The following is a 21,773-nucleotide window of genomic DNA, read 5'->3' on the forward strand; positions in this document are numbered from 1 at the left end:
GGAGTCTCAGGCGTCCGGGGCTGCGGCGTTCAGGCCCAGCTCACCGAGTACGCGACCGCGGGATTCGTCGTCGGCGAGCACGCCTTCGATCGCTTTACGGAACGCAGGTGCGTTACCCAGCGGGCCTTTGAGGGCCACCAGCGCATCGCGCAGTTCCATCAGTTTTTTCAGCTCAGGCACTTGCTCGACCAGGCTGGCCGGGTTGAAGTCCTTCATCGAATTGACGCGCAATTGCACGGCCAGCTCTTCAGCCTCGCCATCTTCCTGCAGACGGTTCGGCACGCTCAGCGTCAGACCCAGCTCTTGCTTGGCCAACACTTCGTCGAAGGTCATCTTGTCGATGCTGATCGGCTTGCGATCTTCGATTTTGCGATCGTCCTTGCGGTGGGTGTAGTCACCGATTGCCAGCAGCTTCAGCGGCAGTTCAATCTCTTCCTGAGCTCCGCCGGTGGCGGGTTTGAAGGTGACGTTGATGCGTTCCTTGGGGGCTACCGAGCCTTCTTTGGCCATGGCTTTTCTCCTTGCGGTTGTGGCCCTGGGGCCTATTCGAGTACCACTTCGAGGTCGAGGTGGCACAGCCTGCGATAAATCTCTTCCTTGCTTTCACGTACGGCGTGGTTCTGCGGCAACAACTCGCAGCAACTGTGCAGCAGGTGCAGCACTTGCAATGCAAGATCGGGCTCCCAGGCGTGCAGGCCTGAGTCCTGTAATGTCTGATCGAGGGTTTCGAGCTGGTTCTTGGCCAGTTCGTATTTCTTGGCCAGGAAACACAGCCGCGCGAGGGTGAACTGCCAGAAGAAGCGTTCGCGGCCACCGTGGGCCGATTGCAGACCCTGCTTGAGAATCTGCACGGCCGGCTTCAAGCCTTCCTTGCGCAGAATCGGCTGGACTTCCTCGAGGGCTTTTTCCCAGGCCGGCTGGGTTTCGACGTTCTCGCTTTCGACCTTGCGCGGCGCGCTGGCGCTTTGCAGGTGCGGCATGACATTGGCGGCGATCCACGCCCGGGTGGACGGATCGGCAAACGGCGCGCCGTCATGGAAGCGCAACTCGATGATGCCCGGCAGGCGCTGAATCAAAAGCGCGAAGTGGATTTCCACTTCGCGCATGGCCAGCTCGGCGTTGAGGTTCTGGAGACATTCCCAGACCATCCTCTGGCCATCGAACCAGAACGGCGCCTTCGCCAGGCTCGCCTCCAGTTCCACCAGCAGGTCGGCGTATTTGCCCTGATCGAAACGGTCCTGATAGAGCTTGAGTTTTTCCAGCGGCAGGCCGCGCAGCACGGTGATCTGCTCGGCGTTGCGCTCGGGCACGGCGTCGATGGTCATCCACAGCAGCGTGCGATTGAGGCGCAGGGCACGCAGATCGGTAGCCTTCTGCTTGAGCCACCAGGCACACAACGGCCGGGCGCTGTCCTGCTGGGCGCGCAGGGCTTTGTGCGCATCCCGCTCGTTGTCGATCGGTGCGCCAGGAGTGAGCAGCTGGGTCGCGGCCTGCTTGACCTGCGCCACCGCCGCGCCCACCACGCCGGGCGCCGGCTGGTTGTCGGCGGCGCGCTGAATCATGGTTTTCAGGCGGCGGGAGATCGGCAGCAGCAGTGGCGCGTCATCGCCCAGATGTTCAGTGCACGCGGCCTCAAGACCGGCCAGGTGCTCAGAGAGCTGCCGGAACATCGGCAACTGCTCTTTGATCGCAATGTTTTCGGTGATGACCTGCTCGAGACGCGGCACCAGCCAGCCGATCGCGGCGGCACGGGTGCGGGGTTTGAGCGGGTGGACGTCGGCCCAGTTGTTTTCCGACAGATGGTGCAGCAGACCGAGGCCGGCAAGCAGCCCGGGGAAGGATTCGCGCTGGTACAGCGACCACGTCAGCCAGGCGCCGACACGCAGATCCTTGGATTGGGTACGCAGCAGATTTTCACTGTTTTCGCGGATTTTCAGCCAGTCGATCTGCCCGCTTTCGTGCATCGACGAAGCCTTGGCCAGCTCACTTTCCAGCGCCTCGAACTCGCTCGAAAAACGAACGTCTTCGCCCGCGAAATTCTCTTTGGAAACAGAGACTTTTGCGAGTTCGAGGTAATGGGCGGAAAGTTTGCTTGAGTAGGACATCCATGGCCTTTATTAAGGATTACAGTCATGCGCGCGAATGGAGTTTCAGCAACGCGGGACAGTATCGAAGAGCAGTTCAGCGACTCATCCAATTGAGATGTGCTCTTTCAAGTGGGCGCATCGTAATCACTATGATGGCCACTAGCAAGCATCTGATTAAACAACAAGACGAACTGTTCATTGCGATCTGTAGGAGATCGCCCTATATGTCGCAGGGGTTTCCCTGATGCCGTTTATAAATCAGCGCATTTTCCCGGCTCCCGCCAAACCATTGTCCCAGAGCCTCGGCCGCAGCCGGGCGAGTTTACCTGACGCCCGCACCCTCGAGCGGCGTGCAGCATGCCAAATTCAAAAAAAAATAGAAGTAGGACACTTCCTAAAATGACCGGGTTCCATCGAGAAGTTTGCAGCGACAACGATCAATGCAAAAAGTGCCACTATAATGATGGCATTTCATTATTCTGAAACTTTACTCCCCCGGCAAATACTGGCACTTCGATAGTTATCCGAGCCGCGTCCTACAGACACTTCTCGCATCCCAACCAAGACTTCCACACCGGAATACTCTGACAAATTTCAGGGATACTTCTTACATCAATTAGTTTGCCGCGCCGCTAGCTTGCCTTGGCAACTTTTCATGCGCGGCGATCAGGGAGGACGGTATCGCGCGTTGACTCACTTTGCTTAAGGACAAGCCCATGTTCGGCAAAGGCCACTGCGCGCCATTCTCACTGCATATCCCGGCCATTCGTCACGACTTCAAGGTGCTCGCGTTCACTGGCACCGAAGCGATCAGTCAGCTGTACGCATTTCGCATCGAGCTGGTGAGCGAGTACGCGGATTTCGATCTGGAAAGCCTGCTCAGCCAGCCTGCTTTTCTGCAATTCGGGTTAGCGGGCGAAGGCATTCACGGGCGGATCGAAAATGTCATGCTCGGCGAATCGGGAAAGCGCCTGACCCGCTATGAGCTGTCACTGGTACCGGCGCTGCATTATCTGCAAATGAGCCACGACCAGCGGATTTTTCAGCAACTGACAGTGCCGCAGATCATCGCGCAAGTCCTCAAAGGCCATGGCATCCAGGCCGATGACTTCACGTTCAATGTCGCCGCCGGTGAGCCTCGTGAGTACTGCACGCAATACGGCGAAAGCGACTTCCTGTTCATTCAGCGCCTGTGCGCCGAAGAGGGTATTGCCTGGCACCACCAGCATTCGCTCGACAGGCACTTGCTGGTGTTCAGCGACAGCCCGGTGTTCGCGCGCAAATTGGGTACGACAGCCTTTCGGGTGGATAGCGGCATGGTCGCCGAACACCCGGTGGTCAACCACCTGAGCATGGGCTTCAACACCCGTACCAGCACGGTCACCCGCCGCGACTATGACCTCATGCGCCCAAGCCTGCTGCTGGAAAGCCGCTTCACCGCCGAGTTCACGCCGGCTCTGGAGGACTATCGCTATCCACTGCTGATCAAGTCCGAGAAGCACGGCAAACAGCTGGCGCGTCAGGCCTTGGAGCGCCATCGCAGCGACTATCAATGGATTGAAGGCAAAAGCAATCAGCCGATTTTGCGCAGCGGTCACCTGTTCAAGCTGAGCGAACATCCCAGGGCCGACTGCAACGAGTTGTGGCTGTTGGTCAGTCTCAGTCACGAAGGCAAGCAACCGGCAGTACTCGAAGAGGCTTTCAGCAGCGAGGCGAATCCTGCCGATGGTTTTTCCCAGGGCTACCGCAATACCTTCAGGGCCATTCCCGCAGAGGTGGTTTACCGTCCGCCTTTGCCCGCGCCAAGACCCTTGCTGGTCTGCCAGACCGCGCGCGTTACCGGGCCTCCCGGAGAGGAGATCTTCTGTGATGAATACGGCAGGGTTCGTGTCGAGTTTCCCTGGGATCGCGCTGAACGCAACAGCGAAAAAAGCAGCTGCTGGTTACGCGTAGCGTCCAGTTGGGCAGGTGACGGATTCGGTGCGGTGACCATTCCCCGGGTCGACATGGAAGTGGTCGTGACCTTCCAGGAAGGCGACCCGGACCAACCGCTGATTACCGGCTGCGTCGCCAACAAGGTCAATGCCGTCGCCCATCCCTTGTCGGCGAGTAAAACCCGCACGGTATTACGCAGCCAGAGCTCACCGCGCAATGGCGGCTACAACGAACTGTCGATCGAGGATCGCGCCGGGCAGGAGAAGATCTACCTGCGCGCGCAGCGCGACCTCGAGCAACTGATCCTCAACGACAGCCGCAGCCTGATCACTCGCGACCGCCATGAGCATGTCGGCAATGACAGCACCAGTCTCATCGAGGGCAAGGATTCGCGCACTCATCAAGGACTGCGCAGCACAGTAATCAACGCCGATGACTTGTTGCAGGTCAGCGGTACCAGCAGCCAGACCCTGGGCGCTCTGGTGATCCAGGCCGGCCAGCAGGCGCATGTCACGGCAAGCAACGTGGTGATCGATGCCGGCATGAGCCTGACGCTGTCAGCGGGCGGTCATCACATCGTGATCAATGCCGGCGGGATTTTCAGCAGCGTGCCCATCGTTCAGGGCGGCGCGCCACTGCCGGCTCTCGCACCGCTACAACCGCTGCAAGTTGAGGCCGGCCTGCCAGCTGCGATCAACGCCACGCCGCTGTCGATCGTCAACAGCGCCCGCCAGCAGGCAGCGGATTTTTGCCCGCTGTGCGAAGCCTGCGCAGCGGGTCTGTGCGAGCTGGGAGAAGTCGCATGAGCCCGGTCGAACAATGGTTGCACGCTCAGTCCCGCGCCGGCTGCGATCTGTATCTGATGCTCGACACCGACGGCCACAGCGCAGAGCACGCTGCGTTGACCCGCGACCTCGGCACCGAGCGGTTTCGTCCGCTCTACACCGGCACGCCGGCCGAGTCGCTGGTGCCGACCGGCCCGCTGCTGTTGCAGATCGATACGGCGCAGCATCCCGCGATCCAGACCTTGCTCGCCACGCCCGAGCGCAATTGGGGCTGGCTGGCCAGTGCCCGTCACGTCGAACTTGATCTGCTGGCGGCGCATTGGCGCGATCGCCTGATAACCGGCGAACGTCCGAATCAGGCGGTGTACCGCGTGCATGACAACCGGGTTCTGGGACGTGCGCTGGCGCACCTGCAACCCGAGCACCGCGCGGCGTTTCTCGGGCCATTCAACAGCGTTTGCTATTGGCACGCAGAACGATGGAACGCCATCGACAACCCGGACCCCGGCCACCACCCGCTGCCGATGGATCCGCCGTGGCTGCACACGCCGACCCCGGAACTGATCTACGCCAACGTGCTGTTCGACAACACCCGCCGTTACCTGGTCGGCGAACACACCGAAGCCATGGCCGAGCTGGCCGAACAACTGGACGTCGATGAATGGTTGTGGGGCCTGATTCAACTGACGCACCTGTGGGGCTGGCAACAACCGGAGCACGTGCATTTCTTGCTGACCCGCAGTTTGCAGTTACCGGGATATCGGCCAGGCAAATCATGGCTGCCCAAACCCGGTGAAGATCCGGCGATGCATTTTGAGCGGGTATATCAGGAAGCGTTGTATTGGCAGGGAGAGGTAGGTCGATGAGGAACTTGAAACGAGGGTTGCTGCTGAGTGGTTGCCTGGGATTGCTGGTGGGTTGTACGACGGTGAAGACCCCGAACACCTTTATGTTTGTTCCGGATTTTCCACCTGGATTCAAGTACGACCTGACGGCCACCTATGTTCCGGCCAAGGGCCAAACATGCACCGTGCCTGGCGGGAGAAACACTCAGCTGGGATACAACAAAACCAATATGAAGTACCAAGGGACTTCCGAGATCCCGCTGTACAGAACCGTAAGCGAATGTCCGCTGGCGCTGAATTACATCGAGATCAAGGTCATCGGTATTTATGGTTCAGGGCGAAGCAACTTCAGCTATGACTACGCCTCGATTGCTGTACGTCCGGAGTTGCTGGAACGACAGATGGGTAGTTTCAGAGATGACGAGACAGCTGAGTTCTTTGGTGAGTGCATGTGGTCTTTTCGCACGGTGGGCCCGAAGCGTTATCTGATCAAACTGCTGACCTGCAAAAAAATGGATGCACAGGGCAATGTCGGGCGGAGCCGTCCTTTCACGGCGTACACGCTGACTCAGCTTTCTGGAAAAACGGTGACTCTGAAAATCCAATTATCTGAGCGGGAAAAGCCCGCTTTTGGTGACACGTGGGTAAAAGTGCCCGGCGGATGGAAGCGCTGCATGGGGAAAGCCTTTGAGGATCAGGATGCGTTCTGTTTCGGCAATTACAAAGACTTCAGCACATTCAGGATGGTAGACGAGCGCATCTGCACTATTTACCCCGATTGCACTGAAAACAAGGATCAGACCCCATGAGCATTGAGCCGACAGATTCCGGCATTGCGGCCTTTATGCAAGGCAACATCCACGCCTGCCCAAGACGCGGACAAGCCACAAGTTTTCAATTGGTGGACGAGTTCGGTGATGGCAAACCCTACGCCGGTTTGACCTACGAAGCCGTCGATTACGAAGATATTGTTTATACCGGCAAACTGGATTCCTCGGGCTCCGGAAAAGTTCTTGATCATTACTGCGGTCCCGTAACCCTGAAGCTCAGTCAGTTTTATCAGGGTAAAGAGGAAGTATATGCGCGACTGAAGGAACGACCGCACTACCCTCTCCCCATCACCGAACTCCAAGTCCGCGCCGAAAAAACCCGCTTCTTCCACAAAACAGGCACTCGCACCCAGGCCAACCCCGCCAAGGACCTGTCCGAAACCGATGCGTACTGCCAGGTCGAAGTCAGTGAACTGGTAAAATACATCGCCCACTTGCCGCCGCTGGCTGCTCGTCGCGACGCTCCGAAGAGGGCGGCGCACAAGCTCATGCGCCCCGCTGCGAAGTCCAGAGACTTCACGGTCGTCGATAAAACTTCTGCGGATGGCGGACTGCACACCATCTTGAGTGCGGCGGAGATGGCCACCGTCGAGTTGGGGTTTTCCCCGCCGCCGCCCAAGGGCGTCGCACTGCTGCCGAACAAACACCATGTGCTGGAAGTACGGCCGATGAGAGCGCTACGGCCAATGCTGTCGACAGGCGACGCGTTCTGCGCGCTCAACCTTTATCAGCTGTCGGTGATGGCGACGCTGAGCTACACCGATTTCGGACAGGAACCCAACACTCAACCGGTGCAGACCGACACGGTAAGCTTTCCGCTACAGCCCAGCAGCGGCAACTGGTTCGGCCACGCGCTGCCGCAGTTCGATGAGTTGTGGAAGGTCGATGACTCACAATCGCAGAAATACTATCCACTGTATGAAGACGTGCCGTATTCGAAACGCCTGGAAGTGGTGCCGTTTGACCCGAATCTTTACCCCGAAGTGAATGACCCCGCGTTAGGGAATCAACAAGAACACCCCGCCAGACTGCATTTTTTCGATGATCGCAAACAGGTCGAAAGCACGGACACTCAGGCTTTCATCTGCCACCACGACGAACTGATCCTGATCAGCGTACGCGGTACCAGTGAGATCTGGCCCGACGGCCGGCGTGACGGCGATGCCTATCAGGTTCCCTTTGCCGAAGGCGAAGGCAAAGTGCACCGCGGTTTCTACGGTGGCGCTTTGGCGGCTTATCCATTTATCGTGACTTATCTGGAAAAATTCTACAGCGGGCAAAAGCTGCTGATCACGGGTCACAGTCTGGGCGGTGCAGTTGCACTGATCCTGTCCGAGATGCTGAGACGCAACCTGGAGTTCTCCCCGCAAATCGTGCTCTACACCTACGGCGCCCCCCGCGCCGGCGACACCACCTTCATCGAAAGCGCCAGATCGCTGGTGCATCACCGCATCGTCAATCAGAACGATCCGGTACCGAGCGTGCCGGCGACCTGGATGAACACCTTTGCCAAGCCTGGGCCGATGTACGCAACCAACGCCGTGGTGCTGGGCTTCAACCCGGTCGCCGGCCTCGGCCTGCTGATCTGGGGAATCATCAATTTCTTTGGCGACGACTATGGGCATCACGGTGCTTTGCGCCATTTCATGCCCGTTGAGTTCGACAAGGACCACCGATCCTCCCTTCTCTGGGAGCCGGGTTGCAGCACGATCGTCGATCACGGCTGCGCCAAGGCCCTGCGCGCTACCAACGGCTTGCCCGAACGCGGATCGTTTCTGCGGCAGTTGTTCGACCGGGGTCACCACTCAATGGTCGGCAGCTACATCCCCGGCTGCTGGGCCAGCTTGCGCCGTTGGCAGGAAGCACTGCAGCTCAAGCGTTCGCTGGTGACCAATCGCGAATACGAATGGATCAGCAGCGCCCTGGAGAATATTCAGCAACAGCTGCGGGCCGTTAAGCGCGATCTGCAAAACAACCACCGTTCTTACGTGCGAGAGCAGGAGCGCGCGCACAAGACGCTGATGCTCAATCAGGAAATAGACAAGATCAGCATGACCATGGCCCGCCTGACAGCGCTGCGCAGTCAACGGGTCACCGAGGTCGACGTTTACGGCAGCTATGCCGACCAGCCCGAATGGGTCGAGGAAGGTCTGCTGCGCTGGAACGCCCATCCTGAAAACCTGGTTCAGGAGCAACTGGCGATGATCCCGCCAGCCGCTGAAGACCACGATGCCGCTATCGCCGCGATGACCGGAGGGCATGCGGTTGGCGCGCCGTTTCGGCTGGATATTGATTCGTTCATTTAACTTAATCAGTCAACAAGGAAGTACCGATGCTCTCGTTGTCCCCCAAGTTAAACTTCGTCACTGCAACGCACTCGATCCGCGCTTTGTTATTGGCCAGCTTCATAATATTTGGAACTGGATGCAATTCGTTCTCCAGTTCGGCAACACTGAACATGGACATCCCTGCGAATTTTAGCGTCACCGCCGAAGCGTACTATCAGCCGTTTTCCCCATATTACTGTTACGCGCCAGAAAACTACGCAAGAGACCCCAACCTTGGAGTCAAAAAATTTAAACAACCTTGGCTACCCACTGCGCAGACCGCCAAGTTCAACGTCAAATTACTTCCCAGCATTGGGGGCTGTCTCACGCTCCTCAGCGAAATCAAGATCTGGATCATGGACATGACTGAGGATCCAGAGAAACTTGGCTTAAGCGCCGTCTGGATACATATTAATGACCTGGCAGATGAACCACTGGACGAGCATGGGTCGAACGAGAACTTGCTTTCAGTCGAGTGTAAATATGCGGACTCCCGGTTAAGTAAAGTCTTCAAATATGAATTGGTATGCAAAGGGCAGAGTACGAACGATGAAATTTTGGGCAGGCTACGAATTGAGCAATTCCAGGATAAGCCATTGCGATTAACAGTTCGGATGACCGAGTAGTCGGCGTGCTGCCCGATGCTTAAGTCCCAATGACTGCCGCAAGCTGGCTAGGCAGCTTGGTCATGTCCGCTATCAAACGCAGTCTGAGCGCGAAGGACTGGGGCACAATGATCAAAGGTCACGGCGGAATCCTCGATTGGATGGACTCGATATGCTTCGCGGCACCGCTCTTCTTTCACCTGACGCGTTACTTCTTCTCCGTCTGATCTAGACGAATGCTCCAACCACAAAAAATGGGCACCCGACCGCAATCGGTGTGCCCATTTTCATTTGCGGTTCTCCCCGTCATTCAGGGGAGCACGCCGCCATCAAGGATTGACGCTGTCTTTCAACGATTTGCCTGGCTTGAACGCAACGGTGTTGCTGGCCTTGATCTTGACCGGTTCGCCGGTCTGCGGGTTTTTGCCGGTGCGGGCGCCGCGGTGGCGTTGCAGGAAGGTGCCGAAGCCGACCAGCGTCACGCTGTCCTTGCGGTGCAGGGCGCCGGTGATTTCTTCGAGGACGGCGTTGAGGACGCGATTGGCCTGTTCTTTGGTCAGGTCTGCCTTTTCGGCGATTGCAGCGGCGAGTTCTGGTTTACGCATTAGTGAAGCCCCTTTGACGGTTTTTTGTTGTTATGTCCGTGCTGTTCTCGTTGGAACAGCGCCCAAGGCGCCGCAGGCTCTACTCTGCGGCAGACGGGAGTGAGAATGGCACGCCGCCAACGGCGGCGCCAGTCTCCCCAAGACCTTTGTCGGGGCAAAAGAGCGGTGTTTGCGACAGAACGACCGGCATTTACGCCAGCAGCGGCGGCAGCTGTTTGTTCAGGGCCAGTTTTTCCATGACTGCCCCGCCGGTCAGGGCGTATCCGAGTAACTGACCGTCGGCACTGTGGCACAGCGCTTTGATGTCGGCGCCCTGCCCTTCGACGCTCCAAACGCCTTCGCTGCCCCGTGGCGGCGGCGAAACCACCAGCGGGCACACCGGGGTTTTCACGGTGATAGGCATCGGCCCGTAGCTGACTGCGGTCGGGTTTCCGGCGAGGGTTTGCGCCAACGCGCGCGCGCAGCTCATCAGTGGCATCACGTAGAGCAGATTGAGCCCGTCGACTTCGGCGCAGTCGCCCAAGGCGTAGATGTTGGCGTGAGAGGTCTTCAGGTAACGATCGACCATCACGCCGCGATTGACCTGCACGCCGGCAGCCGCTGCCAGATCGATGCGCGGGCGCAGACCGATCGCCGAGACCACCACATCGCACGGGATGATCTGACCGTCGGACAGGTGCGCTTCCAGGCCATCGGCGACTTTCTCCAGGCGGGTCAGCACCGGGCCGAGGTGAAACTTCGCCCCGATACTTTCCAGCCCGGCCTGCACGGCCGCCGCCGCGGCAGGATGCAAGAGCATTGGCATGACCTGTTCGCACGGCGCGACCAGTTGCACTTCGTAGCCGCCGAGGATCAGGTCATTGGCAAATTCACAGCCGATCAACCCGGCGCCGAGCAACAACACCCGACGCTTGCCCGCGGCTGCGGCACGGAAGCGCGCGTAGTCTTCCAGATCGTTGATCGGGAACACCAGTTCCCCGCCGTCGCCTTCGATCGGCACGCGCACGGTTTCCGCGCCCCAGGCCAGAATCAAGTCGCGATAGGGCACGGCTTCTTCGCCGATCCACAAGCGTTTGTGGCCGGCGTCGATACCGCTGATGCGCGTGTGGGTGCGCACTTCGGCCTTCAACTGCTCGGCCATGGCGCCGGGTTCGGCCATGCTCAGGCCGTCGGCATCCTTGTTCTTGCCGAAGCCGGTGGAGAGCATCGGCTTGGAGTAAGAGCGGCCGTCATCGGCGGTGATCAGCAGCAGCGGGGTTTCGCTGTCGAGCTTGCGAAACTCGCGGGCCAGGTTGTAGCCCGCAAGCCCGGTGCCGATGATGACGACTGGTGCGCTCATGCCCTACTCCTCTATTTGCTTAGTTGATTTCAATCATTTCGAAGTCCATTTTGCCGACGCCGCAGTCGGGACACAGCCAGTCTGCCGGTACGTCTTCCCAGCGGGTGCCCGGCGCGATGTCGTCATCCGGCCAGCCCTCGGCTTCGTTATAGATCAGGCCACAGACGATACATTGCCACTTCTTCATTCAGGTACTTCCTCAGGGTTCAGGCGTAGTGCCGGCGCGGACGGTCGATGGGTGTTGCGCTGCCATCCTGCTCAGGGCGTTTTGTACTGAGGGTGCCGCGCAGATGCAAGCCTGTTCGGCGCAACGGCGGCCGGCGCCGCTCAATCCTGTCGCCTGCCATGGTAAGCTCGCCGCCTCATTTGCGGCCAATAATGACTCATTGTGCAACATTCAAATGCCTGCCCCGCCCCGCTCTGGCTGACCCAAGACCGCCTGACGCCCCGCCCCGATCCGTTGACCCTGGACTGGTTGTTCGACGAAGGTTCGCTGACCCGCCGTTTGACCCGTTTGTCCGAGGATGGCTTCAGCGTGTCGCCGTTGTTCGAAGGCTGGGACACCCTGCGCGCTGATGAATGCGCGGCGCTGGATCTGGCCGAGGGCAGCGAAGGCTGGGTGCGTGAGGTGTATTTGCGTGGTCATGGCGAAGCCTGGGTGTTTGCCCGCAGCGTCGCCTCGCGCGCCGCCCTGCAAGGTGATGGTTTACACATGGATGAGCTGGGCAGCCGCTCGCTGGGCGAATTGCTGTTTTGCGATCGGGCATTTCAACGCCGCGCCATTGAAGTCTGCCACTACCCTGAACAATGGTTGCCGCCAGCGGTGCAAGCCCCTGAATTGTGGGGCCGGCGTTCGCGTTTCGACCGTGGTGCGCTGAGCGTGCTGGTCGCGGAAATCTTCCTGCCGAGCCTGTGGGACGCCGCCCGCGCCCATCCGGAGAACTGCTGATGTATCAAAGCCTGCTCAAGTCCCTCAACCGTCTGAACCCGCGCGCCTGGGATTTCGTTCAGTTGACGCGCATGGACAAGCCGATCGGCATTTACCTGCTGCTGTGGCCGACATTGTGGGCATTGTGGATTGCCGGCAAGGGCTCGCCGTCGCTGGCCAACGTGGTGATTTTTGTTCTTGGCGTAGTGCTGACCCGTGCCGGCGGCTGCGTGATCAACGACTGGGCCGACCGCAAGGTCGACGGCCACGTCAAACGCACCGCGCAACGGCCGCTGGCCAGCGGCCGGATCAGCTCGAAGGAAGCGCTGGTGTTCTTTGCCGTGCTGATGGGCATCAGTTTTCTGCTGGTGCTGTGCACCAATGCGCCGACGATCTGGCTGTCGCTGGGCGGTCTAGCGCTGGCATTCACTTACCCGTTCATGAAGCGCTACACCTACTACCCGCAAGTGGTGCTGGGCGCGGCGTTCTCCTGGGGCATGCCGATGGCCTTTACCGCCGAGACCGGCGAGTTGCCAGCGGCGGCGTGGCTGCTGTGGATTGCCAACCTGCTGTGGACGGTGGGCTACGACACTTATTACGCGATGACCGATCGTGATGACGACCTGAAGATCGGCGTGAAATCCACGGCGATTCTGTTTGGCGAGGCGGATCGGGTGATCATCCTCAGCTTGCAGGCGCTGTCATTGGGCTGCCTGATTCTGGCCGGGTCGAAGTTCGAGCTGGGGATCTGGTTCCACCTCGGCCTGCTGGTGGCTGCGGGGTGTTATGCGTGGGAGTTCTGGTACACACGCAGCAAGGACCGCATGCGCTGCTTCCAGGCCTTCTTGCACAACCACTGGGCAGGGTTGGCGATATTTGTCGGGATCGTGCTGGATTACGCACTGCGCTAATGCATGACACCTGTGGGAGCGAGCCTGCTCGCGAAGGCGTCATGTCAGTCACCTCTGCGATAACTGACACATCGTTTTCGCGAGCAGGCTCGCTCCCACAGCGTCTGGGTTGCATCTATTTGGCCTTGGCGACTTTCCACGCGCCGTCCATTTTGCCGTCGCCGGTCATGTCGCCGGCCTTTTTGTCCATCACGAAGGTGTACAACGGCATGCCCTGGTAGGCCCACTGCATCGTGCCGTCGTCACGCTTGATCACCGTCCAGTCGCCCATGGATTTGTCACCCGCCTGCGCCATCAACGGCGGCCAGTTTGCCGCGCACTTGTCGTTACACGCGGACTTGCCAGCGGAGTCCTTGGCGAAGGTGTACAGGGTCATGCCCTTGTGGTCGGTGTACATGCCGTCCTTCTCCATCGCCGGATCGGCCGCCATGGCCAGCCCCGGCAATGTCAGGGCGGCGGCCATCAGCAGGGCTTTGAAAGAAGCAGTCATCTGAGTCATGGAAACCTTCTTTTGTGGTTGTCAGGATTCGGACTTAGAGCTTAGTCGAGGATGGGTGCAAATGTTGCCGGCCTGAAATACTGTCACACGACTGCAATAATTCCGTTATCTAATGCGGCGCAAGACAGTTAAATGACAAGAGGATTAAGGCATGGTTGGCAGGAGCATTCTTATCGTCGACGACGAAGCGCCCATTCGCGAAATGATCGCCGTGGCGTTGGAAATGGCCGGCTATGACTGCCTCGAGGCAGAGAACTCGCAGCAGGCTCACGCCATCATCGTCGACCGCAAACCGGACCTGATCCTGCTCGACTGGATGCTGCCCGGCACCTCGGGCATCGAACTGGCCCGGCGCCTCAAGCGTGACGAGCTGACCGGGGACATCCCGATCATCATGCTCACCGCCAAGGGCGAAGAGGACAACAAGATCCAGGGCCTGGAAGTCGGCGCCGACGACTACATCACCAAACCGTTTTCCCCGCGTGAACTGGTCGCCCGCCTCAAGGCTGTGCTGCGCCGCGCCGGACCGACCGATGGCGAAGCGCCGATCGAAGTCGGCGGCCTGCTGCTCGACCCGATCAGCCACCGCGTGACCATCGACGGCAAACCCGCCGAGATGGGCCCGACCGAATACCGCCTGCTGCAATTTTTCATGACCCATCAGGAACGCGCCTACACCCGTGGCCAGTTGCTTGACCAGGTCTGGGGTGGCAACGTCTACGTCGAAGAGCGCACCGTCGACGTGCACATCCGGCGCCTGCGCAAGGCCCTCGGCGACGCTTACGAAAATCTGGTACAAACCGTGCGCGGCACCGGCTACCGGTTCTCCACAAAAGCATGAAAGCAGCTGCAAGCTTTCAGCTACAAGCGGCAAGAAACAGCGAGCCGCTCTGACTTGCAGCTTGTAGCTTGAAACTTGACGCTGCGGCTAAGGACGCCTCTGTGAATCAAAACTGGCATGGCACCCTGATTCGCCACATGCTGTTGCTGGTCACCGCCTGCCTGGTGATCGGCCTGATCACCGGCTATTACGGCTGGAGCCTCGCGGCGGGTCTGGGGCTTTATCTGGCCTGGACGCTCAAGCAATTGCTGCGTCTGCACGAATGGCTGCGCCAGCACCAACCCGACGAAGCGCCGCCCGATGGCTATGGTCTGTGGGGCGAGGTGTTCGACAGCATCTATCACCTGCAACGCCGCGACCAACGGGTGCGCGGGCGTCTGCAAGCGGTGATCGACCGGGTGCAGGAATCCACCGCCGCGCTGAAAGATGCAGTCATCATGCTCGACAGCGACGGCAATCTCGAATGGTGGAACCGCGCCGCTGAAACCCTGCTCGGCCTGAAGACTCCGCAGGACAGCGGCCAACCGGTGACCAACCTGGTGCGCCATCCGCGCTTCAAGGAATACTTCGAGCAGGACAGCTTCGCCGAGCCATTGGAAATCCCTTCGCCGACCAACGATCGCGTGCGCATTCAGCTGTACCTGACGCGCTACGGCAACAATGAACACCTGATGCTGGTCCGCGATGTCACGCGCATCCATCAGCTGGAACAGATGCGCAAGGATTTCATCGCCAACGTCTCCCACGAGCTGCGCACACCGCTGACGGTGATCTGCGGCTATCTGGAAACCCTGCTCGACAATGTCGAAGAAGTGAACCCGCGCTGGAGCCGTGCCCTGCAGCAGATGCAGCAACAGGGCGGGCGCATGCAGACACTGCTCAACGATCTGTTGCTGCTGGCCAAGCTGGAAGCCACCGACTATCCGTCGGACAACCAGCCAGTGCAGATCGACACCTTGCTGCAATCGATTACCAGCGATGCGCAGCAGTTGTCCGGGGCGAAGAACCAGCGCATCAGCCTCGAGGCCAATGCCGGAGTGCTGCTCAAGGGCAGCGAGGCCGAGCTGCGCAGCGCGTTCTCTAATCTGGTGTTCAACGCGGTCAAGTACACCCCCGCCGAGGGCAACATCCGCATTCGCTGGTGGGGCGACGATCAGGGCGCGCACCTGAGCGTGCAGGATTCCGGCATCGGCATCGACAGCAAACACCTGCCGCGCCTGACCGAACGTTTCTACCGTGTCGACTCGAGCCGCAACTCCAACACCGGCGGCACCGGCCTCGGCCTGGCCATCGTCAAGCACGTGCTGCTGCGCCACCGCGCGCGCATGGAGATCAGCAGCGTGCCCGGCCACGGCAGCACGTTCACCTGCCATTTCGCCCCGGCCCAAGTGGCCAGCGCACGGGCGATCAGCGCCGCCGAGTGATGCCGCCCGGCACACGCCACTAGGCAATCGCACGGTCAGCCGCTACATTGGCTGACTTGTGCCTGCCTTTCAGGCGCTGTTTCTCCCTACTTTCGAATCACACGGAACCCGCAAAACTCCATCATGGACCCTTCCCCTGGCTTGTCCCTCGCGACCATTTTTGCCGACTTCGGCATGATTCTTTTTGCTCTGATCCTGGTTTTGCTCAACGGCTTTTTCGTTGCGGCGGAATTCGCCATGGTCAAACTGCGCTCGACCCGGGTCGAGGCCATCGCTGAACAACACGGCTGGCGCGGACACATCCTGCGCACCGTGCACAGTCAGCTCGATGCCTACCTGTCGGCGTGTCAGCTCGGCATCACCCTCGCCTCTCTCGGTCTGGGCTGGGTCGGTGAACCGGCGTTCGCGCATATTCTCGAGCCGCTGCTGAGCGCAGTCGGCGTCGACTCGCCCGAGATCATCAAAGGCGTGTCGTTCTTCACCGCGTTCTTCATCATTTCGTACCTGCACATCGTGGTCGGCGAGCTGGCGCCCAAGTCATGGGCGATCCGCAAACCCGAGCTGCTGTCGCTGTGGACGGCGGTGCCGCTGTACCTGTTCTACTGGGCGATGTACCCGGCGATCTACCTGCTCAACGCCAGCGCCAACGCGATTTTGCGTATCGCCGGGCAAGGTGAACCCGGCCCGCACCATGAACACCATTACAGCCGCGAAGAACTGAAACTGATCCTGCACTCCAGCCGTGGCCAGGATCCGAGCGATCAGGGCATGCGCGTGTTGGCTTCGGCGGTGGAAATGGGCGAGCTGGAAGTGGTCGACTGGGCCAACTCCCGCGAAGACCTGATCACCCTGGAGTTCAACGCGCCGCTGAAGGAAATCCTGGCGATGTTCCGTCGCCACAAGTTCAGCCGTTATCCGGTGTACGACAGCGAGCGCCAGGAGTTCGTCGGCCTGCTGCACATCAAGGATCTGCTGCTGGAACTGGCCGCGCTGGACCACATTCCCGAGTCGTTCAACCTGGCCGAGCTGACCCGCCCGCTGGAGCGCGTGTCGCGGCACATGCCGCTGTCGCAACTGCTGGAGCAGTTCCGCAAGGGTGGCTCGCACTTCGCCGTGGTCGAAGAGGCTGACGGCAACATCATCGGCTACCTGACCATGGAAGACGTGCTGGAAGTGCTGGTCGGCGACATTCAGGACGAACACCGCAAGGCAGAGCGCGGCATTCTCGCCTATCAGCCAGGCAAGCTGCTGGTGCGTGGCGATACGCCGTTGTTCAAGGTCGAACGTCTGCTGGGCATCGATCTCGATCACATCGAAGCGGAAACCCTTGCCGGGCTGGTTTACGAAACCCTGAAACGGGTGCCGGAAGAGGAAGAAGTGCTGGAAGTCGAAGGCTTGCGGATCATCATCAAGAAGATGAAAGGGCCGAAGATTGTTCTGGCCAAGGTGTTGATGCTCGATTGATGGGAGTTTGGGGGGCTCTTGTGGCGAGGGGATTTATCCCCGTTGGACGGCGCAGCCGTCCCAAAACCATTGAATGCAGTCAGTTAGTACAGAGTTGCAATATTTGGGGCCGCTTCGCGGCCCAACGGGGATAAATCCCCTCGCCACAAAAACCCTCAACACCCTATCGCGCCTACTGTTTGCCCAACGCAAAGTTGGGCAACGCCCCCAGCGGCTGGTTGAACTGATAGGGAATCGACACCAGCCCTTCTCCGGTATTGCGCTGCACCACGAAGTGCAGGTGCGGGCCGCTGCTGTTGCCGGTGTTGCCCGACAGCGCCAGCGGGCTGCCGACCTTGACCCGTTGTCCTTCGCGCACACTCACCGAACCCTGTTTGAGATGCAGGTACACGCCCATGGTGCCGTCGTCGTGCAGCACCCGGACGAAATTGCCGGAGGCATCGGTACCGCGCCCGCTCTGGGAATTCTCGGTTTTCACCACTACTCCCGCTCGCGCGGCGATGATCGGCGTGCCCACCGGCATGGCGATGTCCATGGCGTAGCGGTTCTTCGGCCCGTAGTGGCTGTATTGGCCGTTGGCGCCCTGACTCAGGCGAAACGGCCCGCCACGCCAGGGCAGCGGATAGCGATAGCTCTGTGCGGTGCCTGCGGGGTCGCCCAGCGAATACTGGAACTGCGGCGAATACACCAGCGGCTGGTCACGGCTGATCGCCGTCAGCAGCGCCAGCCGTGTGTTGCTGCGCGGCGGCAGCACGCGACGGATCGCCCGCGCGGGCACGCCGCGCACATTACTCGTGCCAATGAAGGCCAGGGCAACCTCGACCGGCGCGTACAAATCGTTGCGCGCAAACACCACGTCGACGCCTTTCTGCTTCTTGATGTCCAGGTACACCTGGCGGTCGAGGCGCTCGACCATACGGTCCTGAAACACGAACACCTTTGCGCCTTTGCTCGGGCGGTCGCTGTACGAGACCACGCCGTTGGCATCGGTGGATTTGTAGATGGTCATGGCCATCGCCAGCTGGGAGGCCAGGCAGAGACCGCAGAAAAACAGCAGGCGCGCGAACATGGGCAAAAGTCTGTCGAAGGAAGGCCTGGGAATCAGCCTAGCAGCTGAGACAGACCAGGCTAGTCGACAGATGTTTCAAATGATCGTCCCCACGCTCTGCGTGGGGATGCAGCCCGGGACGCTCTGCGTCCCCTGCACAGAGGACACGGAGCGTCCGGTTGAGGCATTCCTTTGCTGCGCGTGGGAACGATCAGAGCACGGGAGACAAGTGGTGTTTTGGCTGGCCCCTTCGCGAGCAGGCTCGCTCCCACATTTGGAATGCGTTCCAGGGTGGGAGCGAGCCTGCTCGCGAAGGCGGCCTATCGGGCGACGAAGCTTACGCGCCGGGTACGAAATGCTTCTGCGCCGTGCCCCGGGCGATCAGGCGCGAGATGTAGTCGAGCTTCTGCGCATCCTGGTCGACAAAGCGGAAGGTCAGTTGCAGCCAGTCGCTGTCGGCTTTCTGCTCGTGGGCGACGATGGCGTGCAGGTAACCATTGAGCCGCGCGATCTCGGCGTTGTCGCCCTGCTCCAGATCGAGCACGGCGCTGTCGAGGATCTGCGGCAGGGTCTCGGTGCGCTTCACTACCAGCAGCGCCTCCTTGATGCTCAAGGCCTTGATCACGCATTGCTGGGTACCGCTCGGCAGGCGCAACTGGCCCTGCCCACGACCGCCCACCGGCGCCTTGGATGCACCGGGCGCCTGAACTGGCGGGCTGTTGAGCAAACCGCGCGACGGCGCAGCGGCTGGAGCGGGTGCAGCAGCGGCAGGCCTGGCCGCAGCGCCGCCGACCACGGCAGGCTTGCCGCCGGTCAGTGCGCTCAGGGAATCGTTGCCGAATGCCGAATTCATCTTGGTCGGCGCGCTGTTCATCAAGGTGTCGAGCTTGCCGACCTTGTTCAGTGCCTGCTTGACCTTGGTCAGCAGCTGCTCGTTGGTGAACGGCTTGCTGACGTAACCGGATACGCCGGCCTGAATCGCCTGCACGACGTTTTCCTTGTCGCCACGGCTGGTGACCATGACGAACGGCATGGTCTTGAGGTTGTCCTGCTCGCGGCACCAGGTCAGCAGTTCGAGGCCGGACATTTCCGGCATTTCCCAGTCGCACAGCACCAGGTCGAAAGCCTCTTTGGCCAGCATGGCCTGGGCCTTTTTGCCGTTGATGGCGTCCTCGGTGCGGATCCCCGGGAAGTAATTACGCAGGCACTTTTTCACCAGGTCACGAATGAACGAAGCATCGTCCACGACCAACACACTGATCTTGCTCATCCAACACCCCTATTAAAATCCCGGCAAGCATAACGCTGGCTGATGGCACATTGCCAAAACTCTTCAGTCACGCCGGGACTTTTCGTTCGCGGGTGCTGCTTTTAATTCGAATCCGCTTCTGAAAAGCAGAAACAAAAACGCCCGGCCAGAGGGCCGGGCGCTTTTCTCAGGCAATCTTACTTATCGTCAGCTTCGCCCGGAACATTAGCGGTTTCAGCGCTTGTGCCTTCAACTTCTTCTTTCATACGCTTGAGGCCCATGTGCCGCACGTCGGTGCCGCGCACCAGGTAGATCACCAGTTCGGAGATGTTGCGCGCATGATCGCCGATGCGCTCCAGTGAACGCAGGACCCAGATGATGCTCAGCACCCGCGAGATAGAGCGCGGGTCTTCCATCATGTAAGTGGCCAGCTCACGCAGGGCGGTTTTGTATTCGCGGTCGATGATCTTGTCGTACTGCGCCACCGACAAGGCCAGATCGGCGTCAAAACGCGCGAAGGCGTCCAGCGCATCACGAACCATGTTGCGCACCTGGTCGCCAATGTGACGGACCTCGACGTAACCGCGCGGCGCTTCACCTTCTTCGCACAACTGGATGGCGCGGCGGGCGATCTTGGTGGCTTCGTCGCCGATACGCTCGAGGTCGATCACCGATTTGGAAATGCTGATGATCAAACGCAGGTCAGAGGCTGCCGGCTGACGACGGGCGAGAATGCGCAGGCATTCTTCGTCGATGTTGCGTTCCATCTGGTTGATCTGGTCGTCGATCTCACGGACCTGCTGAGCCAGGCCGGAGTCGGCCTCGATCAGCGCCGTGACCGCGTCGTTGACCTGCTTCTCGACCAGCCCGCCCATGGCAAGGAGGTGGCTGCGCACTTCCTCCAGTTCAGCGTTGAACTGCGCGGAAATGTGATGGGTAAGGCCTTCTTTGGAAATCATTGTTCGCTCCGCGAAAGTTGCAAGCTTCAAGCTGCAAGCTTCAAGCAGTTATGTGTAAGTCCTGATATCGCACCAATTCTTTCTTGCCGCTTGAAGCTTGCGGCTTGCAGCTGCTGCAATCAGCCATAGCGACCGGTGATGTAGTCTTCGGTCTGCTTCTTCGCCGGATTGGTGAACAGAGTATCGGTGTCGCCGAATTCCACCAGTTTGCCCATGTACATGAACGCGGTGTAGTCGGACACCCGTGCCGCCTGTTGCATGTTGTGGGTAACGATGACGATGGTGAACTTGGATTTCAGCTCGTAGATCAGCTCTTCGACTTTCAGCGTCGAGATCGGGTCCAGAGCGGAGCACGGTTCGTCGAGTAGCAGCACTTCCGGCTCGACCGCGATGGTACGGGCGATCACCAGACGCTGTTGCTGACCGCCGGACAGGCCGAGGGCCGAGTCGTGCAGACGGTCTTTGACCTCGTCCCACAATGCCGCGCCTTTCAACGCCCATTCAACGGCTTCGTCGAGGATGCGCTTCTTGTTGATGCCCTGGATGCGCAGGCCATAGACCACGTTTTCGTAGATGGTCTTCGGGAACGGGTTGGGCTTCTGGAACACCATGCCGACGCGACGACGCAGTTCGGCAACGTCTTCGCCCTTGCGATAGATGTTGTTGCCGTACAGGTTGATCGCGCCCTCGACACGGCAGCCGTCGACCAGATCGTTCATCCGGTTGAAGGTACGCAGCAGCGTCGACTTACCGCAGCCGGACGGGCCGATGAACGCCGTCACGCGCTGTTTCGGGATGTTCATGCTGACGTCGAACAGTGCCTGTTTGTCGCCGTAGTAGAGGCTCAGGCCCGGCACTTCGATGGCGACGGTTTCCTGCGCCAGGTTGAGGCTCTGCTTGTCGCGGCCCAGGGCAGACATGTTGATGCCGTGGCTGTGTGTTTCGTGCTGCATGGGAGGCTCCCTGTGCTAACAAATTCGGTTCGGTTTTGTAGGAGTGAGCCTGCTCGCGATTCAGGCGCTGCGGTTTGTCTATGAAACCGCGGTGATGCCTTCGCGAGCAGGCTCGCTCCCACATAAAAATCAGTGCTGC

20 protein-coding genes and 1 pseudogene are annotated in these 21,773 nt (G+C 59.9%); 11 read left to right on the plus strand and 10 right to left on the minus strand.

Annotated features, from left to right (window positions below):
- Nucleotides 1-6 precede the first annotated feature (6 nt).
- On the minus strand, nucleotides 7-510 hold the full coding sequence (tssB, locus tag ACZ9BE_RS24000) for a type VI secretion system contractile sheath small subunit (protein WP_016772498.1): 504 nt from the start codon (nucleotides 508-510) through the stop codon (nucleotides 7-9).
- A gap of 32 nt (nucleotides 511-542) precedes the next feature.
- Nucleotides 543-2,105: a type VI secretion system protein TssA gene (tssA, locus tag ACZ9BE_RS24005; protein ID WP_056790892.1), complete on the minus strand. Its 1,563-nt coding sequence runs from the start codon at nucleotides 2,103-2,105 to the stop codon at nucleotides 543-545.
- 698 nt (nucleotides 2,106-2,803) lie between these two features.
- Between tssA and tssI the strand changes: the two genes are divergently transcribed.
- The 6 genes and pseudogenes from tssI to ACZ9BE_RS24035 form a co-directional block, all read left to right on the plus strand.
- Entirely contained in the window at nucleotides 2,804-4,828 is a 2,025-nt protein-coding gene (gene tssI, locus ACZ9BE_RS24010) for a type VI secretion system tip protein TssI/VgrG (protein ID WP_460142514.1), read from the plus strand.
- On the plus strand, nucleotides 4,825-5,673 hold the full coding sequence (locus ACZ9BE_RS24015) for a DUF4123 domain-containing protein (protein WP_095181220.1): 849 nt from the start codon (nucleotides 4,825-4,827) through the stop codon (nucleotides 5,671-5,673). Before tssI ends, ACZ9BE_RS24015 begins: the two co-directional genes overlap by 4 nt.
- Nucleotides 5,670-6,461, plus strand: a complete 792-nt coding sequence (locus tag ACZ9BE_RS24020) for a hypothetical protein (RefSeq protein WP_095181219.1) — start codon at nucleotides 5,670-5,672, stop codon at nucleotides 6,459-6,461. Before ACZ9BE_RS24015 ends, ACZ9BE_RS24020 begins: the two co-directional genes overlap by 4 nt.
- Nucleotides 6,458-8,788 (plus strand): lipase family protein, encoded by a 2,331-nt coding sequence (locus tag ACZ9BE_RS24025; protein WP_353187228.1) that lies wholly within the window; start codon nucleotides 6,458-6,460, stop codon nucleotides 8,786-8,788. The genes ACZ9BE_RS24020 and ACZ9BE_RS24025 overlap by 4 nt, the downstream gene beginning before the upstream one ends.
- A 26-nt stretch (nucleotides 8,789-8,814) precedes the next feature.
- Nucleotides 8,815-9,435, plus strand: a complete 621-nt coding sequence (locus ACZ9BE_RS24030; protein WP_476250012.1) for a hypothetical protein — start codon at nucleotides 8,815-8,817, stop codon at nucleotides 9,433-9,435.
- A gap of 44 nt (nucleotides 9,436-9,479) precedes the next feature.
- A pseudogene (locus tag ACZ9BE_RS24035) lies at nucleotides 9,480-9,641 on the plus strand (phosphatidate cytidylyltransferase); the annotation flags it as partial.
- A 102-nt stretch (nucleotides 9,642-9,743) separates the two neighbouring features.
- On the opposite strand, the gene ACZ9BE_RS24040 reads toward ACZ9BE_RS24035, so the two are convergent.
- From ACZ9BE_RS24040 to ACZ9BE_RS24050, 3 genes are all read right to left on the minus strand, one after another.
- Nucleotides 9,744-10,019 (minus strand): HU family DNA-binding protein, encoded by a 276-nt coding sequence (locus ACZ9BE_RS24040; protein ID WP_003213368.1) that lies wholly within the window; start codon nucleotides 10,017-10,019, stop codon nucleotides 9,744-9,746.
- Between the two features lie 190 nt (nucleotides 10,020-10,209).
- A complete protein-coding gene (locus tag ACZ9BE_RS24045; protein ID WP_252887026.1) occupies nucleotides 10,210-11,358 on the minus strand; it encodes an NAD(P)/FAD-dependent oxidoreductase in 1,149 nt (382 codons plus the stop codon).
- 19 nt (nucleotides 11,359-11,377) lie between these two features.
- Nucleotides 11,378-11,545: a rubredoxin gene (locus ACZ9BE_RS24050; protein ID WP_305381791.1), complete on the minus strand. Its 168-nt coding sequence runs from the start codon at nucleotides 11,543-11,545 to the stop codon at nucleotides 11,378-11,380.
- A 201-nt stretch (nucleotides 11,546-11,746) separates the two neighbouring features.
- On the opposite strand from ACZ9BE_RS24050, the gene ACZ9BE_RS24055 reads away from it, so the two are divergent.
- Together ACZ9BE_RS24055 and ubiA are read left to right on the plus strand one after the other, a co-directional pair.
- Entirely contained in the window at nucleotides 11,747-12,307 is a 561-nt protein-coding gene (locus ACZ9BE_RS24055; protein ID WP_076564594.1) for a chorismate--pyruvate lyase family protein, read from the plus strand.
- Nucleotides 12,307-13,197 (plus strand): 4-hydroxybenzoate octaprenyltransferase, encoded by an 891-nt coding sequence (gene ubiA, locus ACZ9BE_RS24060; RefSeq protein ID WP_056790919.1) that lies wholly within the window; start codon nucleotides 12,307-12,309, stop codon nucleotides 13,195-13,197. Before ACZ9BE_RS24055 ends, ubiA begins: the two co-directional genes overlap by 1 nt.
- Before the next feature lie 115 nt (nucleotides 13,198-13,312).
- On the opposite strand, the gene ACZ9BE_RS24065 is transcribed toward ubiA, so the two are convergent.
- Entirely contained in the window at nucleotides 13,313-13,696 is a 384-nt protein-coding gene (locus ACZ9BE_RS24065; RefSeq protein ID WP_252877130.1) for a COG4315 family predicted lipoprotein, read from the minus strand.
- Nucleotides 13,697-13,847: 151 nt separating this feature from the next.
- On the opposite strand from ACZ9BE_RS24065, the gene phoB reads away from it, so the two are divergent.
- The 3 genes from phoB (at nucleotide 13,848) to ACZ9BE_RS24080 (ending at nucleotide 17,425) form a co-directional block, all read left to right on the plus strand.
- Nucleotides 13,848-14,537 carry a phosphate regulon transcriptional regulator PhoB gene (gene phoB / locus ACZ9BE_RS24070; protein ID WP_007896474.1) on the plus strand — a complete coding sequence of 230 codons (690 nt, stop codon included), beginning with the start codon at nucleotides 13,848-13,850 and terminating at the stop codon, nucleotides 14,535-14,537.
- Nucleotides 14,538-14,674: 137 nt separating this feature from the next.
- Entirely contained in the window at nucleotides 14,675-15,961 is a 1,287-nt protein-coding gene (gene phoR, locus ACZ9BE_RS24075; RefSeq protein ID WP_231991049.1) for a phosphate regulon sensor histidine kinase PhoR, read from the plus strand.
- Nucleotides 15,962-16,084: 123 nt separating this feature from the next.
- Nucleotides 16,085-17,425, plus strand: a complete 1,341-nt coding sequence (locus ACZ9BE_RS24080) for a hemolysin family protein (protein WP_016772486.1) — start codon at nucleotides 16,085-16,087, stop codon at nucleotides 17,423-17,425.
- 172 nt (nucleotides 17,426-17,597) lie between these two features.
- Here the strand turns inward: ACZ9BE_RS24080 and ACZ9BE_RS24085 are convergent, their stop codons facing one another.
- From ACZ9BE_RS24085 to pstB, 4 genes are all read right to left on the minus strand, one after another.
- On the minus strand, nucleotides 17,598-18,494 hold the full coding sequence (locus tag ACZ9BE_RS24085) for a peptidoglycan DD-metalloendopeptidase family protein (protein WP_150742875.1): 897 nt from the start codon (nucleotides 18,492-18,494) through the stop codon (nucleotides 17,598-17,600).
- A 316-nt stretch (nucleotides 18,495-18,810) separates the two neighbouring features.
- Nucleotides 18,811-19,743: a response regulator gene (locus ACZ9BE_RS24090; protein WP_041476598.1), complete on the minus strand. Its 933-nt coding sequence runs from the start codon at nucleotides 19,741-19,743 to the stop codon at nucleotides 18,811-18,813.
- Between the two features lie 176 nt (nucleotides 19,744-19,919).
- Nucleotides 19,920-20,681, minus strand: a complete 762-nt coding sequence (gene phoU, locus ACZ9BE_RS24095; protein ID WP_016772483.1) for a phosphate signaling complex protein PhoU — start codon at nucleotides 20,679-20,681, stop codon at nucleotides 19,920-19,922.
- Between the two features lie 119 nt (nucleotides 20,682-20,800).
- Complete coding sequence (pstB, locus tag ACZ9BE_RS24100) at nucleotides 20,801-21,634, minus strand: phosphate ABC transporter ATP-binding protein PstB (RefSeq protein ID WP_041476597.1); 834 nt, start codon at nucleotides 21,632-21,634, stop codon at nucleotides 20,801-20,803.
- Nucleotides 21,635-21,773 lie beyond the last annotated feature (139 nt).

The organism is Pseudomonas sp. TE9122 (assembly GCF_056278925.1).

Excerpts from the sequence above, each read along its gene's own strand:
- tssB (WP_016772498.1), bottom strand. The coding sequence starts at position 510 with ATGGCCAAAGAAGGCTCGGTAGCCCCCAAGGAACGCATCAACGTCACC.
- tssA (WP_056790892.1), bottom strand. The coding sequence starts at position 2,105 with ATGTCCTACTCAAGCAAACTTTCCGCCCATTACCTCGAACTCGCAAAA.
- tssI (WP_460142514.1), top strand. The coding sequence starts at position 2,804 with ATGTTCGGCAAAGGCCACTGCGCGCCATTCTCACTGCATATCCCGGCC.
- ACZ9BE_RS24015 (WP_095181220.1), top strand. The coding sequence starts at position 4,825 with ATGAGCCCGGTCGAACAATGGTTGCACGCTCAGTCCCGCGCCGGCTGC.
- ACZ9BE_RS24020 (WP_095181219.1), top strand. The coding sequence starts at position 5,670 with ATGAGGAACTTGAAACGAGGGTTGCTGCTGAGTGGTTGCCTGGGATTG.
- ACZ9BE_RS24025 (WP_353187228.1), top strand. The coding sequence starts at position 6,458 with ATGAGCATTGAGCCGACAGATTCCGGCATTGCGGCCTTTATGCAAGGC.
- ACZ9BE_RS24030 (WP_476250012.1), top strand. The coding sequence starts at position 8,815 with ATGCTCTCGTTGTCCCCCAAGTTAAACTTCGTCACTGCAACGCACTCG.
- ACZ9BE_RS24040 (WP_003213368.1), bottom strand. The coding sequence starts at position 10,019 with ATGCGTAAACCAGAACTCGCCGCTGCAATCGCCGAAAAGGCAGACCTG.
- ACZ9BE_RS24045 (WP_252887026.1), bottom strand. The coding sequence starts at position 11,358 with ATGAGCGCACCAGTCGTCATCATCGGCACCGGGCTTGCGGGCTACAAC.
- ACZ9BE_RS24050 (WP_305381791.1), bottom strand. The coding sequence starts at position 11,545 with ATGAAGAAGTGGCAATGTATCGTCTGTGGCCTGATCTATAACGAAGCC.
- ubiA (WP_056790919.1), top strand. The coding sequence starts at position 12,307 with ATGTATCAAAGCCTGCTCAAGTCCCTCAACCGTCTGAACCCGCGCGCC.
- ACZ9BE_RS24065 (WP_252877130.1), bottom strand. The coding sequence starts at position 13,696 with ATGACTCAGATGACTGCTTCTTTCAAAGCCCTGCTGATGGCCGCCGCC.
- phoB (WP_007896474.1), top strand. The coding sequence starts at position 13,848 with ATGGTTGGCAGGAGCATTCTTATCGTCGACGACGAAGCGCCCATTCGC.
- phoR (WP_231991049.1), top strand. The coding sequence starts at position 14,675 with ATGCTGTTGCTGGTCACCGCCTGCCTGGTGATCGGCCTGATCACCGGC.
- ACZ9BE_RS24080 (WP_016772486.1), top strand. The coding sequence starts at position 16,085 with ATGGACCCTTCCCCTGGCTTGTCCCTCGCGACCATTTTTGCCGACTTC.
- ACZ9BE_RS24085 (WP_150742875.1), bottom strand. The coding sequence starts at position 18,494 with ATGTTCGCGCGCCTGCTGTTTTTCTGCGGTCTCTGCCTGGCCTCCCAG.
- ACZ9BE_RS24090 (WP_041476598.1), bottom strand. The coding sequence starts at position 19,743 with ATGAGCAAGATCAGTGTGTTGGTCGTGGACGATGCTTCGTTCATTCGT.
- phoU (WP_016772483.1), bottom strand. The coding sequence starts at position 20,681 with ATGATTTCCAAAGAAGGCCTTACCCATCACATTTCCGCGCAGTTCAAC.
- pstB (WP_041476597.1), bottom strand. The coding sequence starts at position 21,634 with ATGCAGCACGAAACACACAGCCACGGCATCAACATGTCTGCCCTGGGC.